We start from the raw sequence: 19,666 nt of genomic DNA, 5'->3' as shown, positions 1-19,666 counted from the left end.
CCCTCCCGGTGCGGTCAGCCGCCCAGCGCCTCCTCCATGGCACGAGCGATCGCGGAGGCCGCGGCGGGCGTCAGCGCGGCCCCGTCCGGACCCGTCACGTAGAACGCGTCCACCGCACTCGCCCCGAGCGTGCTCACACGGGCGCTGCGCACCCAGACCCCCGCCCCGTCCAGGGCCCGTCCGATGCGGTGGAGGAGGCCGGGCTCGTCCTGGGCGCGGACTTCCAGGACGGTGGCCCCGTGCGAGGCGGCCGCGGCCACCTGCACGCTCGGCGGGGCGTGCACCACGCCCCGCCGCCGCCTGCTGTACGCGGCCTCGCGCTCGGCGAGGCGGCCCGGGACGTCGAAGGAGCCGTCCAGGGCGCGCACGAGGTCGTTGCGCAGCCGGGCGGCCTCGGGCGGGGAACCGTACTCGGCCGCGACCCGCCAGTTCAGCAGAAGCGCTCCGTCCACGGCGCGCAGGTCCGCGGTCCGTACCGTCAGCCGGTGCAGCGCGAGGACGCCGGCCGCCGCCGGCAGGACGCCGGGCTGGTCGGGAACCGCGATCCGCAGCTCCATGCCGACCGGGCACGGGGCGTCGTCCCCGCCGTGCTCCATGCCCTCCGGGCGGGGCTCCAGCCTCACGACCGGGCCGCCCGTGCGGACGGCCTCGGCGGCCAGGCCGAGCGCTTCCGGACCGGGCGGGCCGGGCGCATGGGGCGCCGGGGTCGCGTCCCCCGCGAGGGCCGCCGCGGCACGGCCGACCAGTTCGGCGACGAGCGACGCGCGCCAGGCGCTCCATGCGGCGGGCCCCGTGGCGAGGGCGTCCGCTTCGGTGAGTGCGTGCAGGAGCTCCAGTGTGGCCGCGTCCGGGACGGCGTCGGTGACGGTGCGGACGGTCTCCGGGTCGGCGAGGTCGCGCCGGGTGGCGGTGTCGATCAGCAGCAGGTGGTGGCGGACGAGCGTGGCGAGGACGTCGGTGTCGGCGGCGTCGAAGCCGATCCTGCGGGCGATACCGCGCGTGAGGCCCTCGCCCGTGACGGAGTGGTCGCCGGGCAGGCCCTTGCCGATGTCGTGCAGCAGAGCGGCGACGAGCAGGAGGTCGGGGCGGCCGACGCGGCGCGTGAGGGCGGCTGCGCGGACGGCCGTCTCGACGAGGTGCCGGTCGACGGTCCAGCGGTGGACGGCATTGCGCTGGGGCCGGCAGCGCACGTGGTCCCACTCGGGCAGCAGCCGGGAGACGATCCCCTCGGCTTCGAGGGCCTCCCAGACGGCCACCGTGGGCGGCCCCGCGCCGAGGAGGGTCACGAGCTGTTCGCGGGCCTCGGCCGGCCAGGGCCGGGGCATGGGGCCCGCCGAGGCGGCGAGGCGGCGCACCGCATGGGGCGACAGCGGCAGACCCGCCTGAGCCGCCGCAGCAGCGGCACGCAGCGCCAGGACGGGGTCGTGCTCGGGCCGCGCGGTGCGGGCGAGCCCGGCCTCGCCGTCCTGCTCGACGACGCCGTCGGCGAGGGAGAGCCGCTCGGCCTCGGCGAACCCGCCGCGCCCCCCGCGGCCGCCCAGGATGCGGCGCAGCCGGGGCCGCGCGGAGCGGGCGCGCAGGACGCGGCCGACTTCGCGCCAGGTGACGTCGGCGGCGTAGGAGATCGTGCGGGCCGCCTCGTACACGCCGTGCAGGAGGGCGTCGGCGTCGGTGCGGCCGAGGACCTCGGCGACCTGGTCCTGTTCCTGGAGGGCGAGCCGGTCGGTGGCGCGGCCGGTGGTGAGGTGGAGGGCGTCGCGGACGTCGAGGAGATGGGTGCGGGCGCGTTCGAGCCCGGCACGGGGCGCGTCGGCGAGCCACGAGGCGGCGACGGCACGGAGGGCGGTGGCGTCGCGGAGGCCGCCCCGTGCCTCTTTGAGGTCGGGTTCGAGGAGGAAGCGGAGCTCGCCCTGGTGCCGGGTGCGGTCCTCACCGAGCTCGCGCAGTTCGGGGAGGCGGCTGGGGGCCTGGGCCCGCCAGTCGGCGTACGCGGTGCTGCGCAGGGCGGCGGTGAGCTGTTCGTCGCCGGCGAGGTGGCGGGCGTCGAGGAGGCCGAGGTGGACCTTGAGGTCGCCTGCCGCGGTGCGGCGGGCCTCGGCGGGGGTGCGCACGGAGTGGTCGAGGGCGAGGCCCATGTCCCAGACGGGGTACCAGACGCGGTCGGCGATGGCGGCGATCTTGGAGATGTCCGCGGTGCCGTCGTGCAGGAGGAGGACGTCGAGGTCGCTGCGGGGGGACAGTTCGCCGCGCCCGTAGCCGCCGACGGCGACGAGGGCGACTCCCCGGGTCTCGCCCAGCAGGGCGCCGAGCCACTGGTCGGTGAGCCGGGCGAGGGCGGCGCGGCGCGGCGGCCCGGTGAGCGCCCCCTGGTGCAGGAGGTGCAGCCGGGCCGCCGCGTAGCCGCCGGGCTCCGAGTCGGCGGGGCGGGTCTGCGGGTCGGTCAACTCGGTTCCCTTCACGGCGGGCTGCCGGACCCGGTGCGGGTCCGGCGGATCGAGGTCAGAGGGCGTCGGGGCCGCGCTCGCCGGTGCGTACGCGGACGACGGTCTCGACGGGGACGACCCAGACCTTGCCGTCGCCGATCTTGCCGGTGTGGGCCTTCTTGACGATGACGTCGACGACGTCCTCGGCGTCGCCGTCCTCGACGAGGACCTCTATGCGGGCCTTGGGGACGAGGTCGACCTGGTACTCGGCGCCGCGGTAGACCTCCGTGTGGCCGCGCTGGCGGCCGTAGCCGCTGGCCTCGGTGACGGTCAGGCCCTGGATGCCGAACGCCTGGAGGGCTTCTTTGATGTCGTCGACGCGAAAGGGCTTGACGACTGCGGTGATGAGCTTCATGCGTCCACCTTCTTGTTCTGCGGCGTGCCCGCCTGGTCCGGTCCGGTCTGCTCCGGGGCGCCGGCCGGGCGCTGCGGGGCAGGCGCGGCACTGCGGGTGACGGCGCCGACCCCGGTGAGGTCGTAGGCGGTCTCGGCGTGGAAGGCCTGGTCGAGGCCGCCGACCTCGTCGTCCTCGGTGGCCCGGAAGCCGATGGTCTTGTCCACGAGTTTGGCGAGGAGCCAGGAGACGGTGAACGAGTAGGCCATGACGGAGAACGCCCCGGCGGCCTGCCGGCCGAGCTGGGTGAGGCCGCCGATGCCGTCGGTGGCGAGGAGGCCGACCAGGAGGGTGCCGATGACGCCGCCCACGAGGTGGACGCCGACGACGTCGAGGGAGTCGTCGAAGCCGAGCTTGAACTTCAGGCTGACGGCCCAGGAGCAGACGGCGCCGGCGACGACGCCGATGAGGAGGGCGCCGAAGGCGTTGACGGCGGCCCCCGAGGGGGTGATGGCGACGAGGCCGGCGACGGCGCCCGAGGCCGCGCCCAGGGTGGTGAAGGCGCCGTGCCGGATGCGCTCGTAGGCGAGCCAGCCGAGCATGGCGGCGCCGGTGGCGACCTGGGTGTTCATGGCCATGTTGGCGGCGGTGCCGTTGGCGGCGAGCGCGGAGCCGGCGTTGAAGCCGAACCAGCCGAACCACAGCAGCCCCGTGCCGAGCACCACCAGCGGCAGGCTGTGCGGGCGCATGGGGTCCTTCTTGAAGCCGATGCGCTTGCCGACGACGAGGACGGCCGCGAGTGCGCCGATGCCGGCGTTGATGTGGACGGCGGTGCCGCCCGCGAAGTCGATCACCTTGAGCTTGAACAGCCAGCCGTCCGCCTGCCAGACCCAGTGGGCGACGGGGAAGTAGACGACGCTGACCCAGAGGGTGATGAACAGGCCCCATGCGCTGAACTTCACGCGGTCGGCGAGCGCTCCGCTCATCAGTGCGGGGGTGATCACGGCGAACATGAGCTGGAAGAGCGAGAAGGCGAAGACGGGGATGCCTTCCTTGCCTCCGGTCAGGGTCTCCGGGCCGATGCCCTTGAAACCGATGTGGCCGAGGTCGCCGATCAGTCCGGCGCCGGCGTCGTCGCCGAAGGCGAGCGAGTAGCCGAAGAGCACCCACAGGACGGTGACGATGCCGAGCGAGATGAACGACATCATCAGCATGTTCAGGGCGCTCTTGACCCGCACCATGCCGCCGTAGAAGAAAGCCAGCCCCGGTGTCATCAGCATCACGAGTGCGGCACTGATCAATACGAATGCGGTGTCTGCGCCATTCATGGTCGGTGTCTCCTCGAAGCGGCGGCCCGAACGGGCCGGTTTTCGCCATGAGGTTGGCGCAGCGGGATTTCAGCCGATGAAGCCGGTTGTTTCGCCGCAGTGACGAAGACGGCGGGAGTGTTACGCCCGGGTGAAGCGGGCGCGGCGGCTGCGTGATCGCCGCTAGGCTCCGCCGCCGCCTCGGGCATGCGAGGCCGGCCGCGGCGTCCGCCCGGTGTGACCTGGCGTGGGGGAGCCGAGTCGGGCTGTTCGGGAGGAGCGCCACGGCCGGGGAGGGGGGCCGGGGGGTGGTCAGACCGCTGGGACGGCCTCCACCGATTCCGGCAGGTGGACGGAGATCTGCTCGGTGAGGGCGACGACTTCGGCGACGTCCCCGAAGTCGCGCACGGCGTTGTCGACGGTCTTACGCAGGCGGTTGTTGACCCGCTCGGAGCGCACCTGCTTGGCGATCCTGAGGGCCTTGCCGGCGAGGACGGCGGACTGCTCGGGCTCGCCCTCCATGAGATGGACGGTGGCCATGCCGATGAGGTTGAGCGCATACGAACGGTGGTGCTCGCTGTCCTGCTCGAAGAGCTCCACCGCGCGCTCCATCTTGGGCCGCGCGAGGGAGGCGTACGTGGGGCTGCGGCCGGCCACATAGGCGAGGTCGCGGTAGGAGTGGGCGTTCTCCGCGTTGAGCTCGGCCTCGGAGAAGAAGCGGATCCAGTCGGGGTCGCCGTCGCCGGACGTGCAGTCGGAGAAGCAGTCCTCCGCCATGGTGACCGCGCGCTTGCACTTGGCGGGCTGCCCCATGTTGGCGTACGCGCGGGCCTCCACCGCGTACAGCATGGCCTGGGTGCGGGAGGTGGCCGTCTCCCGGGATCCGTACTGGCCGAGGTGGATGAGCTCCAGGGCGTCGTCGGGGCGGCCGAGGTGGATCATCTGGCGGCTCATGCTGGAGAGGATGTACGCGCCGAGGGAGCGGTCACCGGCCTCCTTGGCGGCGTGGAGCGCGAGGACGAAGTACTTCTGGGCGGTGGGGTGCAGACCGATGTCGTAGCTCATCCAGCCGGCGAGCTCGGCCAGCTCGGCGGCGGCCTGGAAGAGCCGCTTGGAGGTGGCCTCGGGCTGGGGCTCCTGGAGCAGGTCGGTGACTTCGTGGAGCTGGCCGACGACGGCCTTGCGGCGCAGGCCGCCGCCGCACTGGGCGTCCCACTGGCGGAACATCATGGTGGTCGACTCGAGGAGGTCGAGCTCGGGGCCGGAGAGGCGGCCCGGGCGCGAGCGCTCCTGCGTCCGCGGACCGGAGCCGTCCTTGCCGGAGAGGCCGGGGGCCAGCCAGCGCTGCATGGGCTCGATGAGCCCGGGGCCGGCGGAGAGGGCGAGCGAGGCACCGAGGAAACCGCGCCGGGCGAGCATCAGGTCGCTGCGGGAGAACTCGCTGATCAGCTCGACGGTCTGCGGGCCCGCCCAGGGCAGGTCGACGCCGGAGACGGACGGGGACTGGTGGGCCGCCCGCAGGCCGATGTCCTCGATGCCGACGACGCAGCCGAAGCGCTCGGAGAACAGCTCGGAGAGGATCTTCGGGATGGGCTCGCGGGGCTGCTCGCCGTCCAGCCAGCGGCGCACGCGCGAGGTGTCCGTGCTGATGTGATGGGCACCCAACTGCCGGGCCCTGCGATTGACCTGGCGCGCCAGCTCGCCCTTGGACCATCCGCTGCGCAGGAACCAGGAGCCCAACTGCTCGTTGGGGCGCTTGTCAGCCTTCTCGGCACCGCCGGTGCCGCTGCCGTTGCCGCCCACCTGGAAGCCCCCATCCCGAACTCTGTCTGTGCCTGGAACCGTGTGAACCACCCACAGCTTGCCGCTTCTTGCGGCTGTCCGTGTGGTGATGCACCCCCGGCCGCAAGGGAATTCCGGCCGGGCGACGAGACGGTGCATGCCTCCGGCATACCCACCGGCGGGGCACGTCTCCCATGGGTTCGTGCACCGAAAGTAATCCTACGATCACTGCTGACGCGAGGGCAGTCCAGTAAACGCCACCATTCGCCACCCCAAGGAATGAACTCGGCCCCACCTCCACGCGATTGACTTGACACCGGACGATCAGGGAGCGCCCGGGGAGGGGGTGGATCGATGTGTGCTCCGGAGCGCATCGGGCTCCGCACCACCCGTCGCACACCTTCACGCCGCACCGGGAAGGGACTCGGCAACGGTCCGTGTTCGAGACACTCCGACTCGTAACCATCTGCGAGCACGACCCGTTGGAGGGGGCATGGGCTTCACAATCGGCGGCATCCGGGACCTGCGCTCGAGCTCTCGGCGCCGCGGACGCGCGCCCGAGTGCGTGACGACGGTGGCGGAGTACACCGGCCTGTGGGGGTGGGATGTGGTGCCCGGCGCCCGCGCCTCCCGCGGCGGGCGCCCGGCCGGCGCGGTCTGCTCGTGCGGTGCCGACGACTGCCCCTCTCCCGGCGCGCACCCGCTCGCCTTCGCCCCTCCCGTGCCCGCAGGCGCCACGCTGGACGCCGCTGCAGCCGCATGGGCCGAGGTTCCGGGCGCCGCCGTGCTGCTGCCGGTGGGCCGCTCGTTCGACGTCCTGGAGGTTGCCGAGGCGGCCGGGCGGCACGCGCTGGTCCGGCTGGAGCGCATGGGGCTGCCGCTCGGCCCCGTGGCGCTGACCCCGCACGGCCGTGCGCTGTTCTTCGTCGCCCCGGGTGCCGCGCAGGAGCTCCCCCAGCTGCTCTACCGCATGGGGTGGGACGACGCCCGGCTCGACCTGCACTGCCTGGGCGCCGGCGAGTACATCACCGCACCGCCGTCGGACCACGCCGGCCTGGGCCCCATGCGGTGGCTCCGGCCGCCCACGCTGGACACCGCGGGGCGCCCCCCGCAGGCCCGGTTGCTCCTCGGCACCCTCGCGTACGTGTGCCACCGGTCGGCGGCCTCCTGAGCGCCGGCGGTCTCCGCCGGCCGACCCCGCGCGAAGCGGGCTCCCCCGGCCCGCCCCGTACGAAAGGGCCCCCTCCGCAGCTGCACCTGCGGAAGGGGCCCTTTCTCGGCTTTCCCGGCTCGTGACGCCTTCGCGTCTCGTAGCCTTCTCCGGCTTGCGGTCCGCCCTCTCCCGGCGCGCCAGGCGGCTCGGCATGGGGCCCACGGCCGGGCGCCTCCGGCCGGCCGTCCGGCCGCTGGCGGAGCCCCGGCCGGACGCTTCCGGATGAGCGCGCGGCGCGTCAGTCGCCGATGAGCGCGTCGACGAACGCCTCCGGCTCGAACGGCGCGAGGTCGTCCGCTCCCTCGCCGAGGCCGACGAGCTTCACGGGCACGCCCAGCTCGCGCTGGACGGCCACGACGATGCCGCCCTTGGCGGTGCCGTCGAGCTTGGTGAGAACGATGCCGGTGATGTTGACGACCTCGCCGAAGACGCGCGCCTGCACGAGGCCGTTCTGGCCGGTGGTGGCGTCCAGGACGAGCAGCACCTCGTCGACCGAGCCGTGCTTCTCGACGACCCGCTTGACCTTGCCGAGCTCGTCCATGAGGCCGGTCTTGGTGTGGAGCCGGCCGGCGGTGTCGATCAGGACGACGTCGGCGTTCTCGGCGATGCCCTCCTTGACGGCGTCGAAGGCGATCGACGCCGGGTCGCCGCCCTCGGGGCCGCGGACCGTGCGGGCGCCGACGCGCTCGCCCCACGTCTGCAGCTGGTCGGCCGCGGCGGCACGGAAGGTGTCGGCCGCGCCGAGGACGACGGACTTGCCGTCGGCGACGAGCACGCGGGCGAGCTTGCCCGTGGTGGTGGTCTTACCGGTGCCGTTGACGCCGACGACCATGACGACGCCGGGCTTCTCCTCGCCGTTCACGCCCACGCCGGGCTCGGTGTGGACGGCGCGGTCGGCGTCGGTGCCGATGAGGGTGAGCAGTTCCTCGCGGAGCAGGGCGCGCAGTTCCTCGGGGGTGCGGGTGCCGAGCACCTTCACGCGCTGGCGGAGGCGCTCGACGAGCTCCTGCGTGGGTGCGACGCCGACGTCGGCGGTCAGCAGGGTGTCCTCGATCTCCTCCCACGTGTCCTCGTCGAGGTGCTCGCGGGACAGCAGGGTCAGCAGACCCTTGCCGAGGGAGTTCTGGGAGCGGGAGAGCCTCGTGCGCAGCCGCACGAGGCGGCCGGCGGTGGGCTCGGGCACCTCGACGGCGGGCGCGGCGGGCGCCTCGGGCTCGGCCGGGGCGACGGGCGCCTCGGGCTCGGCTTCTGCTGCCGGGGCCTCGGGGGCCGGCAGCTCGACCTCCTCGACGGTCCGGCGCGGCTCGGCGCTCGGGGGCTCGGCCTCCTCGCCCACCTGGGGCTCGGCGGGCGGCGCGGTGACGGACGGGCTGCTCGGCGGGGCCGGGGGCAGCTGCTTCTTCTTACGGCTGCTGACCACGAGCCCGCTGATCGCACCGAGGGCGACCACAGCGATGACTACAGCAAGGATGACGATTTCCATAACGCCCCCAGTATCGGACACGGGTGCCGCCCGCGGGGGGCCTCGCCGGTGACGTGCGCCTTTGGGGATTCCTCCAAGGACTAATCACACCAATGGGTTAAAGTTGGAGCAAAGTACGATGGCGTGGGGCTGTGCGACGCGCGTAGAGTCCCCAAAGACCTTTTCTGCCCGGCTTCCCGCCCCGCTTCACCCGCACGGAGCCCCCCACATGGACAACGCGTCCAAGCTGTCCGCCGCCGAATCCGGCGGCGCGATAGAAACCCGCGGCATCGAGCCCGTTCCGGATCACGAGCGTCACGGCCGGGTCCGTGAGCTCTTCCCGACCTGGGTCGCGGCCAACATCAGTGTGCTGCTGCTCACCATGGGCGCCGCCCTGGTGGTCTTCAACAAGCTGAACTTCTGGCAGGTCCTGATCGTCGCCGCCTGCGCCGCGCTCGCGTCGTTCGGCATGGTCGGCGTCCTGTCGGTCTCCGGCAAGTGGGGCGGCGCGCCCGGCGCGATGCTCTCCCGCGCGACGTTCGGCGTCCGCGGCAACCTCTTCCCGGGCTCGATCCTGTGGGTCGCGCGCTTCGGCTGGGAGACGATCAACGCGGTCACCGGCGCCTACGCGGTGCTGACCGTCCTCGACCTGGTCTTCGGCATCAAGAGCAACACCCCGCTGATCGTCGTCACGCTCTTCGCGTTCGTCGCCTGCACCTTCCTGGTGAGCGGCATGGGGCGCAAGGCGCTCAACGTGTGCAACAAGTGGTCGACGTACCTCTTCGGCATCTTCAGCGTCCTGGTGCTCGTCTACCTGATCGCCAACATCAAGTGGAACGACGTCTTCTCGAAGCCGGCCGGCACCACCGCGATGATGATCGCCGGTATCGGCACGATCGCCGCCGGCGGCATCAGCTGGGTGCCCACCGGCCCCGACTTCGCGCGCTACCTGCCCCACGCGGCGTCCGGCAAGAAGATCGTCGGTGCGACCGTCTCGGGTGCGGGCCTCGTGATGGTTCCCATGGTCCTCATGGGCGGGGTCATGGCCGTCGCCACCCCCGACCTGGCCGAGGCGCCGGACCCGGTCTCCTTCCTCGGCGACATCCTGCCGACCTGGCTGGCCGTGCCCTACCTGATCACCGCGATCGTCGGCATGCTGCTGATCAACAGCCTTTCGATGTATTCGGCCGGCTTCACCGCCCAGACGATGGGCGTCAAGCTGCCGCGTGCCATGGCCGTCAGCATCAACGCCGTCATTTCGCTGGTCGGCGGTCTGCTGCTGATGCTCGTCGCGAAGAGCTTCCTCAGCTCCTTCATCACCTTCCTGATCCTGCTCGCGGTCTCCTTCTCCGCCTGGATCGGCGTCTACGCGGTCGACATGGCGCGCCGCAAGTCCCGCGCCGTGCGGTACGACGCGGAGGCCCTGATGGACACCGGCCGCACGAGCCGCTACTGGTACGTCGGCGGCTTCTGCTGGCAGGCGATGACCGCCTGGACGGTCGCGCTCGCCGCGGGCATCTGCTTCACCCAGTGCGACTGGTTCACCGGCCCGCTGGCTTCCACGTTCGTCGGCAAGTACGGGCTGGGCTGGGCCGCCACGATCGCCATCTCGGCTCTGATCATGGCCGTCCTGCCGACGCCGCGGGAGGTCGCTCCGGCGGCCGCCACCGGGGCGGCCGGTGCCACTGCGGACGAGAAGGAGCAGGTGAAGGTCGGCGCCTGACGCGCCACCACTCTCTGCACGCGGGCGCCCCCACTGCTACGGCAGTGGGGGCGCCCGCGTTTTCGCGCGATGCCGCACGGGGCGGGTGGGGCGGTGTCACTCGCGCCTTGCGTCGGGCCCCGTGCCGCTGTCCTGGCCCCATGCGCACACCCTGTGCCGCGCCCCGTGCCAGGCCTCATGCGCGCCCCATGCCTCGCCGCGGAGTGAGCCACCGGCGGCGTGGCGGGCCCGCCCCATGCGGGGCCGGGCTGTGTGGCGCGGGGGGGCGGTACGGCACCGCCGTACGTACGCGTTGCAGCCCGCCGTACGGATTGCAGCCGTTGGACCCGTTGCGGCCCGGTGGTACGCGTTGCAGCCGGCGCTGCGAGGGGAAGAGGGCGGCGCGTTGGGGCACCCGTACCGGATTCTCGGGCGCATGAGGCCCGCTCCGGGACCGGTCCCGTATCGCCCCGCGGGTCAGTGGCCCCATGCCCAGCGCCGCGGCCCCGGCGCCGCGGCAGCATCGGCGCCCCTCAGCCGGCGCAGAGGGGCCCCGTCGGACGCGCATGGGGCGGGTGCGCCGCCCCCCCCATGAGGCGGCGCCCCCGTACGCGAACAGGACGCTGCCCCGGCTCGTCGGTGAGCCGGGGCAGCGTCCTGTTGAGGAGAGGGCGGCGGGGGGGGTTAGCCCATCTCCTCCAACGCCTTGCCCTTCGTCTCCTTGACGTACTTGAGCACGAAGGGGATGGAGAGCACGGCGAAGACCGCGTAGATGACGTACGTGCCGGAGAGGTTCCAGTCCGACAGGCTCGGGAAGCTCGCGGTGATGGCCCAGTTGGCGATCCACTGCGCGGAGGCGGCGACGCCGAGCGCGGCGGCGCGGATGCGGTTGGGGAACATCTCGCCGAGGAAGACCCAGACCACGACGCCCCACGAGAGGGCGAAGAAGAGCACGAAGGCGTGCGCGGCGATCAGGGCGACCGTGCCCTGCGCGGTCGGCAGGGAGCCGTCACCGCCCTGCGCGGAGAAGGCCCAGGCCTCGAGGGCGAGGGAGACGGCCATACCGGCCGAACCGACGATCGCCAGCGGCTTGCGGCCGACGCGGTCGACGAAGATCATCGCGATCACGGTGCCGACGATGTTGATGATCGACGTGGTGAACGAGTACAGGAACGAGTCGCTCGGGTCGATGCCCACGGACTGCCACAGGGTGGCCGAGTAGTAGAAGGCCACGTTGATGCCGACGAGCTGCTGGAAGACCGACAGGCCGATGCCGACCCAGACGATGGGCAGGAAGCCCGCCTTGCTGCCGATGAGGTCCTTGAAGGTGGACTTCTCCTCGCTGTGCATCGCGAGCTCGATCTCGGCGACGCGCTTGCCGAGGTCGACGCCGCGGCCCTCGACGTCGGCCAGCACGCTCTTGGCCTTGTCGACCTTGCCGACGGAGATCAGGAAGCGGGGCGACTCGGGGATCGCGAAGGAGAGCAGGCCGTAGAGGACGGCCGGAACGACCATGACGCCGAGCATCAGCTGCCAGGCCTCGATGCCCAGGACGTGACCGCGCTGGTCGCCGTCGGCGACGTTGAGGATGCCCCAGTTGACGAGCTGGGAGACGGCGATGCCGATGACGATCGCGGCCTGCTGGAAGGAGCCGAGACGGCCGCGGTAGGCGGGCGGCGAGACCTCGGCGATGTAGGCCGGGCCGATGACCGAGGCCATGCCGATGGCGATGCCGCCGAGGACGCGCCAGAAGGCGAGGTCCCAGAGGGCGAACGGCAGGGCGGAGCCGACGGCGCTGATCGTGAAGAGCGTCGCGGAGATCTGCATGACGCGGATGCGGCCGATGCGGTCCGCGAGCCGACCCGCCGTGGCGGCGCCGATCGCGCAGCCGATGAGGGCGATGGCGATGACCTGGGCCAGGGCGGCGGAGCCGATGTCGTACTTCCCGCGAATGCCCTCGACGGCGCCGTTGATCACGGAGCTGTCGTAGCCGAAGAGAAAGCCACCCATGGCCGCGGCCGCGGTGATGAAGATGACATGGCCGAGGTGGTCCGGCTGGGCCTTGCGGCCCTCGGACCCCTGCGCCATCGCAGTGCTGGTCAACGTGTACTCCTGAGGCCCGGCGGCACTGCCGGGCGTGGGGGGCTGGCACTTCAAGTGGGGCACAGGACCTGGGGGCCTACCACTTGAAGGTATTAGCAACGCTGCAGACCCTATGTCTTCATTTTCTTAAGTCAATAGGTCGTAACCAAGAAGTTTCCTGCAGGCTTCTCACAGGTTGAGTTCAACACTTGAAGAGGTGAAGTCGCCTGGCCCGCCTACAAGATCAACACCTGTGAGATCAACGCAGCCGCTGGCTGATCACCTTGGAGACGCCGTCGCCTTGCATCGAGACGCCGTACAGCGCGTCGGCGACCTCCATGGTCCGCTTCTGGTGCGTGATCACGATCAGCTGTGAGCTCTCCTGCAGCTCCTTCATGATCCCGATCAGCCTCTGGAGGTTGGTGTCGTCCAGCGCCGCCTCGACCTCGTCCATCACGTAGAACGGGCTCGGCCGCGCCTTGAAGATCGCGACCAGCAGCGCCACGGCGGTCAGCGAGCGCTCGCCGCCCGACAGCAGCGACAGGCGCTTGACCTTCTTGCCGGGCGGGCGCGCCTCGACGTCGACGCCGGTGGCCAGCATGTCGTCCGGGTCCGTGAGGACGAGCCGCCCCTCGCCCCCGGGGAAGAGCCGGGAGAAGACGCCCTCGAACTCGCGGGCCGTGTCCCGGTACGCCTCCGTGAAGACCTCCTCCACGCGCTTGTCGACGTCCTTGACGACCTGGAGCAGGTCACTGCGCGTCTTCTTGAGGTCCTCCAGCTGCTCGGAGAGGAACTGGTGCCGCTCCTCCAGCGCCGCGAACTCCTCCAGGGCGAGCGGGTTGACCTTGCCCAGCTGCTGATAGGCGCGCTCGGCGGCACGGAGCCGCTTCTCCTGCTCCTCGCGCACGTACGGGGCGGGCCGGTTCCTGGGGTGCTCCGGGTCCTCCGGCAGCTCCTCGCCCTCGGCCGGCGGGGACGGCGGTACGGGCTGGTCCGGTCCGTACTCCGCGACCAGGCCGGCGGGTTCGACGCCGAGCTCCTCCAGGGCCCGGGCCTCCAGCTGCTCGATGCGCAGCCGCTTCTCCGCGCCGAGCACCTCGCCCTTGTGCACCGAGTCGGTGAGCTTGTCCAGCTCGCCCTTCAACTCGCGGCCCCGGTTGCGCTCGGCGACGAGCTCGCGTTCCCGGGCGGTCTTCGCCTCCTCGGCGTGGCGCCGCTCCTCGTCGGCGCGCACGAGGGAGACCTCGACGTGCGCGAGGAGCTGCCGGGCCCCGGCCGCGACGGCCGCGGCGACCCGGGCCTCGTGCTGCAGCCTGGCGCGGCGCTGCTCCGCGCGGGTCCGGGCCTCGCGCTCGGCGCGGGCCGCCCGGTCCAGGCCGTCCGCCCGCCCCGCGAGGGCCTTGACGCGCTCCTCGTGCGTACGGACCTGGAGCCGCGCCTCCATCTCGGTCTGGCGGGCGTTGGCGCCGTCGGCGGCGAGCCGGTCCCGTACGGAGGTGTCGGGCTCCCCCGCGCCTTCACCCGGGGCGGTCTCCTCGGCCACGGCCAGCCGCTCGGCCAGTTCCTCGGCCTCCTCGCGGGCCCGGGCGAGGGCTTCTTCGGCGCGGGCCACGGCGGCGGCCGTCCGGCCGGCCTCGTCGGCGGCCGCGCGCGCCTGCCCCGCGAGCCTTCCGAGAGCCTGGGCGACCTGTGACTTCTCCCGGTCGGCGGTGCTGCGGAGGGAGGCCAGCTCCTCCACGCGCGCGGCGCACTCGGCGCGCCGTGCGGCCGCCTCGTGCTGGGCGGCCTGCAGGCCGGCGCACCGTGCGTCCAGGTCGGCGAGTTCGGCAGTGGCCTCGTCGACGGCCGCCTGGACCTCCAGGAGGCTCGGTGCGCCGCCGGAGCCGCCCTGGGCGAAGTGGGCCCCGAGGACATCGCCCTCGGCGGTCACCGCGACGGCCCCGGGCCGCTCGCCGACCAGTTCTTCGGCGTCCTCCAGGGTGGCGACGACCACGACGTCGCGCAGCAGCGCGCGGACGGCGTCGATGACGGGGGCGGGGCCGTCGACGAGGTCGAGGGCGGGGCGGGGCCCGCACGGGGCCTCGTGCGCACCCCGTGCGGAGGACGGCACGGGGCCCGGCACGGGGCCGTCGGCCTGTGCCGCTCTGCGCTCCAGGCCCTGGGCCACGACGAGCGCCGCCCGCCCCGCGTCCTGCTTGCGGAGCAGCCTCAGCGCCTCGGCCGCCGTGGCGGTGTCGGTGACCGCGAGGGCGTCCGCGGCGGCGCCGAGGGCCGCGGCGACCGGGAGTTCGTACCCGGGAGCCACGGTCAGCAGCCCGGCGGCCGGGCCCACGAGTCCGGACAAACGATCCTGCGCCGCCAGCAGCGCCCCCGTGCCGTCCTTGCGGCGCAGCCCCAGGGCGAGCGCGTCACGGCGGGCACCGGTCGCGGCGCGGCGGCGCTCGGTGGCCGTCGCCTCCTCGCGGGCCTCGGTCAGCGCGGCTTCCGCGGCGGCGAGCTCCTGCTTGGCCGCCTCGTGCCGGCCCGCCAGTGCGGCGTCCCCGGCGTCGAGCCCCGCGACCTCCGCCTGCTGTCGCTCGTACTCCTCCTGGGCGGCCGCCGCGCGCTCCCGGGCCTCGTCGCGGGCGGTCACCAGCCGGTCGATCTCCGCCTGTGCGGAGGCCGCCCGGCCGCGTGCCGCGGAGACGCGGCCCTGGAGCCGGGCGAGCTCTTCGCGGTGGTCGGCGATGGCCCGGGCGGCGTCCCTGAGGCGGCGCTCCTCCTCCGCCAGCTGCCGCTCCAGGGCGGCACGGTGCTCGGTGGTGTCCTCCAGGGCCCGGCTCGCCGCCTCCAGGGCGGCCTCCAGCTCGGCCTCCTGCTCGCGGATGCGCGCCGCCTCGCGCTCCAGGTCCTCCGGGTCGCGGCCGCGCCGCTCCTCGGCGGGGGCGGACGTCGCGCTGGTGACGCGGGCGTCGGCGAGGCCGATCGTGCCCCGTACCCGCTCGGCGAGGCGGGAGAGTTCGTACCAGGTCTGCTGGGCACCGGCCAGGCGCGGAGTGAGCGCCCGCACCTGCTCCTCCAGGGCCGCCTCCCGCTGGAGCGCGGCCTTCAGTTCGGTCTCGGCGGCGTCCTTGCGGGCCTTGAGGGCGGCCTCGTCGGCGAGCTCGGCGCGCAGCGCCTCCCGGAGGGTGACGAGGTCGTCGGCGAGGAGCCGCAGCCGTGCGTCGCGCAGGTCGGCCTGGATGACCGCGGCGCGCCGCGCGACCGCGGCCTGCCGGCCGAGTGGCTTGAGCTGCCGCCGCAGCTCGTCGGTGAGGTCCTGGACGCGCGCGAGGTTCGCGCGCATGGCGTCGAGCTTCCGGAGCGCCTTCTCCTTGCGCTTGCGGTGCTTGAGGACGCCCGCCGCCTCCTCGATGAAGGCGCGGCGGCCGGCGGGGTCGGCGTGCAGGACGGAGTCGAGCTGCCCCTGGCCGACGATGACGTGCATCTCGCGGCCGATGCCGGAGTCCGAGAGGAGTTCCTGGATGTCGAGGAGCCGGCAGGTGTCGCCGTTGAGCTGGTACTCGCTGCCGCCGTTGCGGAACATGATCCGCGTGATGGTGACCTCGGAGTAGTCGATCGGCAGGGCCCCGTCGGAGTTGTCGATCGTGAGGGAGACCTCGGCGCGGCCCAGCGGCGGGCGGCCGGTCGTCCCGGCGAAGATCACGTCTTCCATCTTGCCACCGCGCAGGGACTTGGCCCCTTGCTCGCCCATGACCCAGGAGAGGGCGTCGACGACGTTGGACTTGCCGGAGCCGTTGGGCCCCACGACGCAGGTGATCCCGGGCTCGAAGCGCAGGGTCGTCGCGGAGGCGAAGGATTTGAACCCCCGCAGGGTCAGGCTCTTGAGGTGCACGCGGAAGGACTCTACCGCCCGGTGCTCTCCCGGCACCGCCCCGTGCGGGGTGCTGGCGTGCCGCGCCGCCGCAAAGGGTTTCGCCCCGGAAGGAGCAGGGCACATCAGTCCTTAAGAGCACACCGAAAAGTGGGAAAAAATAGCCGCACTCAGCGGATATACCGCGACCGTACGATGATCGGATATGACGAAGGGACGCCGAAGCGTCCCTTACAACTCTCAAGCGGCTGACAGTGCAGCCCGACCGGCCCCCGGGGCAGGGCCTCTGGTCAGGCGAGCGCAGGCTCCGCCTTGGAAACGTCGATGCTGTCGAGCAGCGAGTCGCCGTGGTGAGCGGCGGCAGACAGCGCGTCATTCTCGGCCTGCATCCGGATGAGCTCGGATTCGAGGTCCTGGACACGCTGCTGAAGCCGTCGCATCTCGGCGAGGACTCGGGGGTCGGAGCCGCCGACGTAACCGAGAAGCGCCTTTGCCATGATGGATGGTCCTCCACACTGAGTGACCGACCGAAGCGGTGTGGGTCGTGAGGGATTCGCACCCGCGGTGTCTGCCATCGCTACTGCGTCTTCAATGCCAAACAGCTAAGGTGCGCGGGGCTTCCAGAGTCTCACCAAAAGGTTTGACGGTCAACACGATCACACCCCGTATCCGTGGGCGTCCCGGGGGGCGCGGCGGTTCGTGCGCGGCGCCGACTCGGCCGGGGCCCGGAGGGGCGTGGAGATCATCCGTTGACTGGCAGCCTTCCACGCCGGGGCCGACTTGGCAACCATCAGGGAATTTCTGCCCTTCGCATATGCCAAAGGAATATCACTAAGGTCATCGCGACCCTCCGCACCCGTTCTTCACGGCCCCCGCACACCCCTCCGGAATGACTTTCCGTTTTCCGAACCGTTATGTCGGCGGACCTACGGCGGACCCCTCAGCGGATCTCGAACCCGTCGTACCCGCCCCGTGGGTCACCCCAGATCTCGGTGACCCCGTCGACCCGTCCGGGCGTGTCCCCCTTCCGCAACCAGTCGAGCAGGAGTTCGCACCCCTCGCGCGGGCCCTCCGCCACGACCTGGACCCGGCCGTCGGAGAGATTCGACGCGAAGCCGGCCAGCGCTCCGATGCGCAAAGCGTTCTCCCGCGTGAACCACCGGAAGCCGACACCTTGCACATGTCCACGGACCCACGCCGTGAGACGGACATTCTCGTTCATGTCTGCACGCTAACCGGCCAATTGCATAATCAGCACTTCGGCCCCTCGTCTATTGCCGTACAGTCGCCGGTCGACAAGGTCTCCCCGTACGAGTGACGCACATCGAGCCGAGCACGTAAGGAAGGCACGCGGATGGGTCGCCACCGACGCTCTGCCCCCCGGACCGCAGGCAGCCCCGTCCCCGCTCCCCCGGCAGCCGGGGCGACGCACGGCGCGCCGGACCCCGGCCCCCCTGACGAACGCGGCGGCCCGGCGGCGGGGCCGTGGCCGCCGGGCACCCGCCGCCCCGGCCGCAGCCGCGCGAAGACACCGGTCCGGACGGGCCTGCTGGGCGCGTCAGCCGCGATGGCCATGGGCGTGGTCGCGATGACCTCCGGCCTCTTCTCCGGCGGGAGCACCCTCCAGCTCGGCAGCGACACCAGCGGAGACCGGCAGGTGCGGACGGACGAGCCGCCCGTCGAGTTCGCCCTGCCCGACACCGCGGCGGCAGGCCGAGGACAGTCGCATGTGAGCCGCCGCACCGAACGGCCCCTCGCGCCGGGCATGGACACCGCAGCGCCCGTCGGTGCCGCTTCGGCGCCGTCAGCGCCGGCTGAACCCTCCGCCCCGTCCGCGCCCTCGGCGGCGCCGGCCGGCGCAGCGCCCGCGCCGGGGCAGCAGGGGGCGGGCACCGGATCCGGCGGTGGCTCCGCCGGCGCACCTTCCGCCGGCAGCACGGGGCAGGACCGTACGGCCCCCGCGCCCCAGGCGCAGGATCAGACCCGGAGTCAGGAGCAGGGTCGGGCGCAGGACGAGACCCGGGCCGCCGCTCATGCGCAACCGGCCGTCCAAGAGGTCACCGCCGAACAGACCGGCACCTACCCGGAGATGGCCCGGCAGCTGCTCGCTCTGGTCAATCAGGAGCGGGCCAAAGCGGGCTGCAAGCCCCTGCGGGCCAGCACGCGGCTGATGGGGCTCGCCCAGTCGTTCAGCGACGACATGGCCCGGCGGGGGTTCTTCAACCACACCGACCCGGACGGCCGTACGCCTTGGGACCGGGCGGCCAAGCGAGGCATCCGGAACCTCGGCGGGGAGAACATCGCACGGGGCCATCCGGACGCCCGCGCCGTCATGGACGCCTGGATGCACAGCGCGGGGCATCGCGCGAACATCCTCAACGGCGAGTACCGGACGCTCGGCATCGGGCTGAACGCCAGCCCCAGCGGCCCGTGGTGGACCCAGGACTTCGGCTACTGAGCGCTGCCCGGCGCCGCGGTGCCGGCCGGCCGGCGGGCGGCACGGGGCCCGGTCCGGCCGGGCGGCGCTAGGAGGCGGCGCCCGGACGCGGGGGGCGTTGGCAGCGCGGGCAGAAGTAGCTGGAGCGGTTCATCCACGGGCGGCGCCGCATGGCCGTACCGCAGCGGCGGCACGGCTCGTCCTCGCGCCCGTACGCGTCCAGCGAGCGGTCGAAGTAGCCGGACTCGCCGTTCACGTTGACGTAGAGGCTGTCGAAGCTGGTGCCGCCGACGGCGAGGGCCTCGTGCATGACCTCACGGATGTGCGTCAGCAGCTCCGCGCTGCGCGGGCGGGTGAGGGTCGCCGTGGGGCGGTCGTAGTGCAGCCGGGAGCGCCACAGCGCCTCGTCGGCGTAGATGTTGCCGACCCCGCTGATCAGCGACTGGTCGAGCAGGGCCCGCTTGACGGTCGTCCGGCGGCGGCGCAGCGCGGCGTGGAAGGCCGCCTCGTCGAAGGCGGGGTCAAGGGGGTCGCGGGCGATGTGCGCGATGACGTCGGGGAGCCCCTCGGGGTCGCCCGGCACCGTGTCGTGCAGGGAGAGCCCGCCGAAGGTGCGCTGGTCGACGAAGCGCAGCTCCGTGCCGGCGTCGTCGGCGAAGCGGATGCGGATGCGCAGGTGCTTCTCGTCGGGGGCCTCGTGCGGCTGGACGAGGAGCTGCCCGCTCATGCCGAGGTGGGCGAGGATCGCGCGGTCCGGGCCCGTGGGGCCGTCCGTCTCCAAAGGCAGCCACAAGTACTTGCCGCGGCGGCGGGCCGCGCCGAGGCGGCGGCCGGTGAGCTGGGCGGCGAAGTCGCCGGGCCCGGCGAGGTGACGGCGAACGGCCCGGGCGTGGCGGACCTCGACGGTGGCCACGGTGCGGCCGCAGACCCAGCGCTCCAGGCCGCGCCGTACGACCTCGACCTCGGGCAGTTCGGGCACGGTGCTCCTCCAGCGCATGGGGCGGCGCGCAC

13 protein-coding genes are annotated in these 19,666 nt (G+C 72.8%); 3 read left to right on the top strand and 10 right to left on the bottom strand.

Going from position 1 to position 19,666, the window contains the following annotated elements; genetic code table 11:
• Positions 1-14: 14 nt before the first annotated feature.
• From ACFZCD_RS13595 to ACFZCD_RS13580, 4 genes are all read right to left on the bottom strand, one after another.
• A complete protein-coding gene (locus tag ACFZCD_RS13595; protein ID WP_391830180.1) occupies positions 15-2,444 on the bottom strand; it encodes a [protein-PII] uridylyltransferase in 2,430 nt (809 codons plus the stop codon).
• Positions 2,445-2,499: 55 nt separating this feature from the next.
• Entirely contained in the window at positions 2,500-2,838 is a 339-nt protein-coding gene (locus ACFZCD_RS13590) for a P-II family nitrogen regulator (RefSeq protein ID WP_391830178.1), read from the bottom strand.
• On the bottom strand, positions 2,835-4,145 hold the full coding sequence (locus ACFZCD_RS13585) for an ammonium transporter (protein ID WP_391830176.1): 1,311 nt from the start codon (positions 4,143-4,145) through the stop codon (positions 2,835-2,837). The genes ACFZCD_RS13590 and ACFZCD_RS13585 overlap by 4 nt, the downstream gene beginning before the upstream one ends.
• A 291-nt stretch (positions 4,146-4,436) precedes the next feature.
• Positions 4,437-5,927: a hypothetical protein gene (locus ACFZCD_RS13580; RefSeq protein ID WP_391830174.1), complete on the bottom strand. Its 1,491-nt coding sequence runs from the start codon at positions 5,925-5,927 to the stop codon at positions 4,437-4,439.
• Between the two features lie 472 nt (positions 5,928-6,399).
• Here ACFZCD_RS13580 and ACFZCD_RS13575 point away from each other — a divergent pair, with 472 nt between their 5' ends.
• Positions 6,400-7,077 carry a bifunctional DNA primase/polymerase gene (locus ACFZCD_RS13575; protein WP_391830172.1) on the top strand — a complete coding sequence of 226 codons (678 nt, stop codon included), beginning with the start codon at positions 6,400-6,402 and terminating at the stop codon, positions 7,075-7,077.
• A gap of 280 nt (positions 7,078-7,357) precedes the next feature.
• Here the strand turns inward: ACFZCD_RS13575 and ftsY are convergent, their stop codons facing one another.
• On the bottom strand, positions 7,358-8,602 hold the full coding sequence (ftsY, locus tag ACFZCD_RS13570; protein ID WP_391830170.1) for a signal recognition particle-docking protein FtsY: 1,245 nt from the start codon (positions 8,600-8,602) through the stop codon (positions 7,358-7,360).
• Positions 8,603-8,810: 208 nt separating this feature from the next.
• On the opposite strand from ftsY, the gene ACFZCD_RS13565 reads away from it, so the two are divergent.
• Positions 8,811-10,304, top strand: coding sequence for a purine-cytosine permease family protein (locus tag ACFZCD_RS13565; RefSeq protein WP_391830168.1), 1,494 nt, complete (start codon positions 8,811-8,813; stop codon positions 10,302-10,304).
• Between the two features lie 663 nt (positions 10,305-10,967).
• On the opposite strand, the gene ACFZCD_RS13560 is transcribed toward ACFZCD_RS13565, so the two are convergent.
• The 4 genes from ACFZCD_RS13560 to ACFZCD_RS13545 all read right to left on the bottom strand — a co-directional run bounded on the left by ACFZCD_RS13560 (position 10,968) and on the right by ACFZCD_RS13545 (position 17,440).
• Positions 10,968-12,371 (bottom strand): sugar porter family MFS transporter, encoded by a 1,404-nt coding sequence (locus tag ACFZCD_RS13560; RefSeq protein ID WP_391830390.1) that lies wholly within the window; start codon positions 12,369-12,371, stop codon positions 10,968-10,970.
• 253 nt (positions 12,372-12,624) lie between these two features.
• Positions 12,625-16,239: a chromosome segregation protein SMC gene (gene smc, locus ACFZCD_RS13555; RefSeq protein WP_391830166.1), complete on the bottom strand. Its 3,615-nt coding sequence runs from the start codon at positions 16,237-16,239 to the stop codon at positions 12,625-12,627.
• 269 nt (positions 16,240-16,508) lie between these two features.
• Positions 16,509-16,715: a hypothetical protein gene (locus ACFZCD_RS13550; RefSeq protein ID WP_030369319.1), complete on the bottom strand. Its 207-nt coding sequence runs from the start codon at positions 16,713-16,715 to the stop codon at positions 16,509-16,511.
• A 443-nt stretch (positions 16,716-17,158) separates the two neighbouring features.
• Positions 17,159-17,440: an acylphosphatase gene (locus ACFZCD_RS13545; RefSeq protein WP_391830164.1), complete on the bottom strand. Its 282-nt coding sequence runs from the start codon at positions 17,438-17,440 to the stop codon at positions 17,159-17,161.
• Between the two features lie 132 nt (positions 17,441-17,572).
• On the opposite strand from ACFZCD_RS13545, the gene ACFZCD_RS13540 reads away from it, so the two are divergent.
• Positions 17,573-18,676, top strand: coding sequence for a CAP domain-containing protein (locus ACFZCD_RS13540; protein ID WP_391830162.1), 1,104 nt, complete (start codon positions 17,573-17,575; stop codon positions 18,674-18,676).
• A 67-nt stretch (positions 18,677-18,743) separates the two neighbouring features.
• Here the strand turns inward: ACFZCD_RS13540 and mutM are convergent, their stop codons facing one another.
• Positions 18,744-19,634, bottom strand: a complete 891-nt coding sequence (gene mutM, locus ACFZCD_RS13535; protein ID WP_391830160.1) for a bifunctional DNA-formamidopyrimidine glycosylase/DNA-(apurinic or apyrimidinic site) lyase — start codon at positions 19,632-19,634, stop codon at positions 18,744-18,746.
• Positions 19,635-19,666: the final 32 nt, after the last annotated feature.

Source organism: Streptomyces sp. NPDC008001 (assembly GCF_042958085.1).
GTDB lineage: Bacteria > Actinomycetota > Actinomycetes > Streptomycetales > Streptomycetaceae > Streptomyces.
Note: the sequence above shows the minus strand (reverse complement) of the source record. Positions and strands in the feature narration are given on the sequence as shown.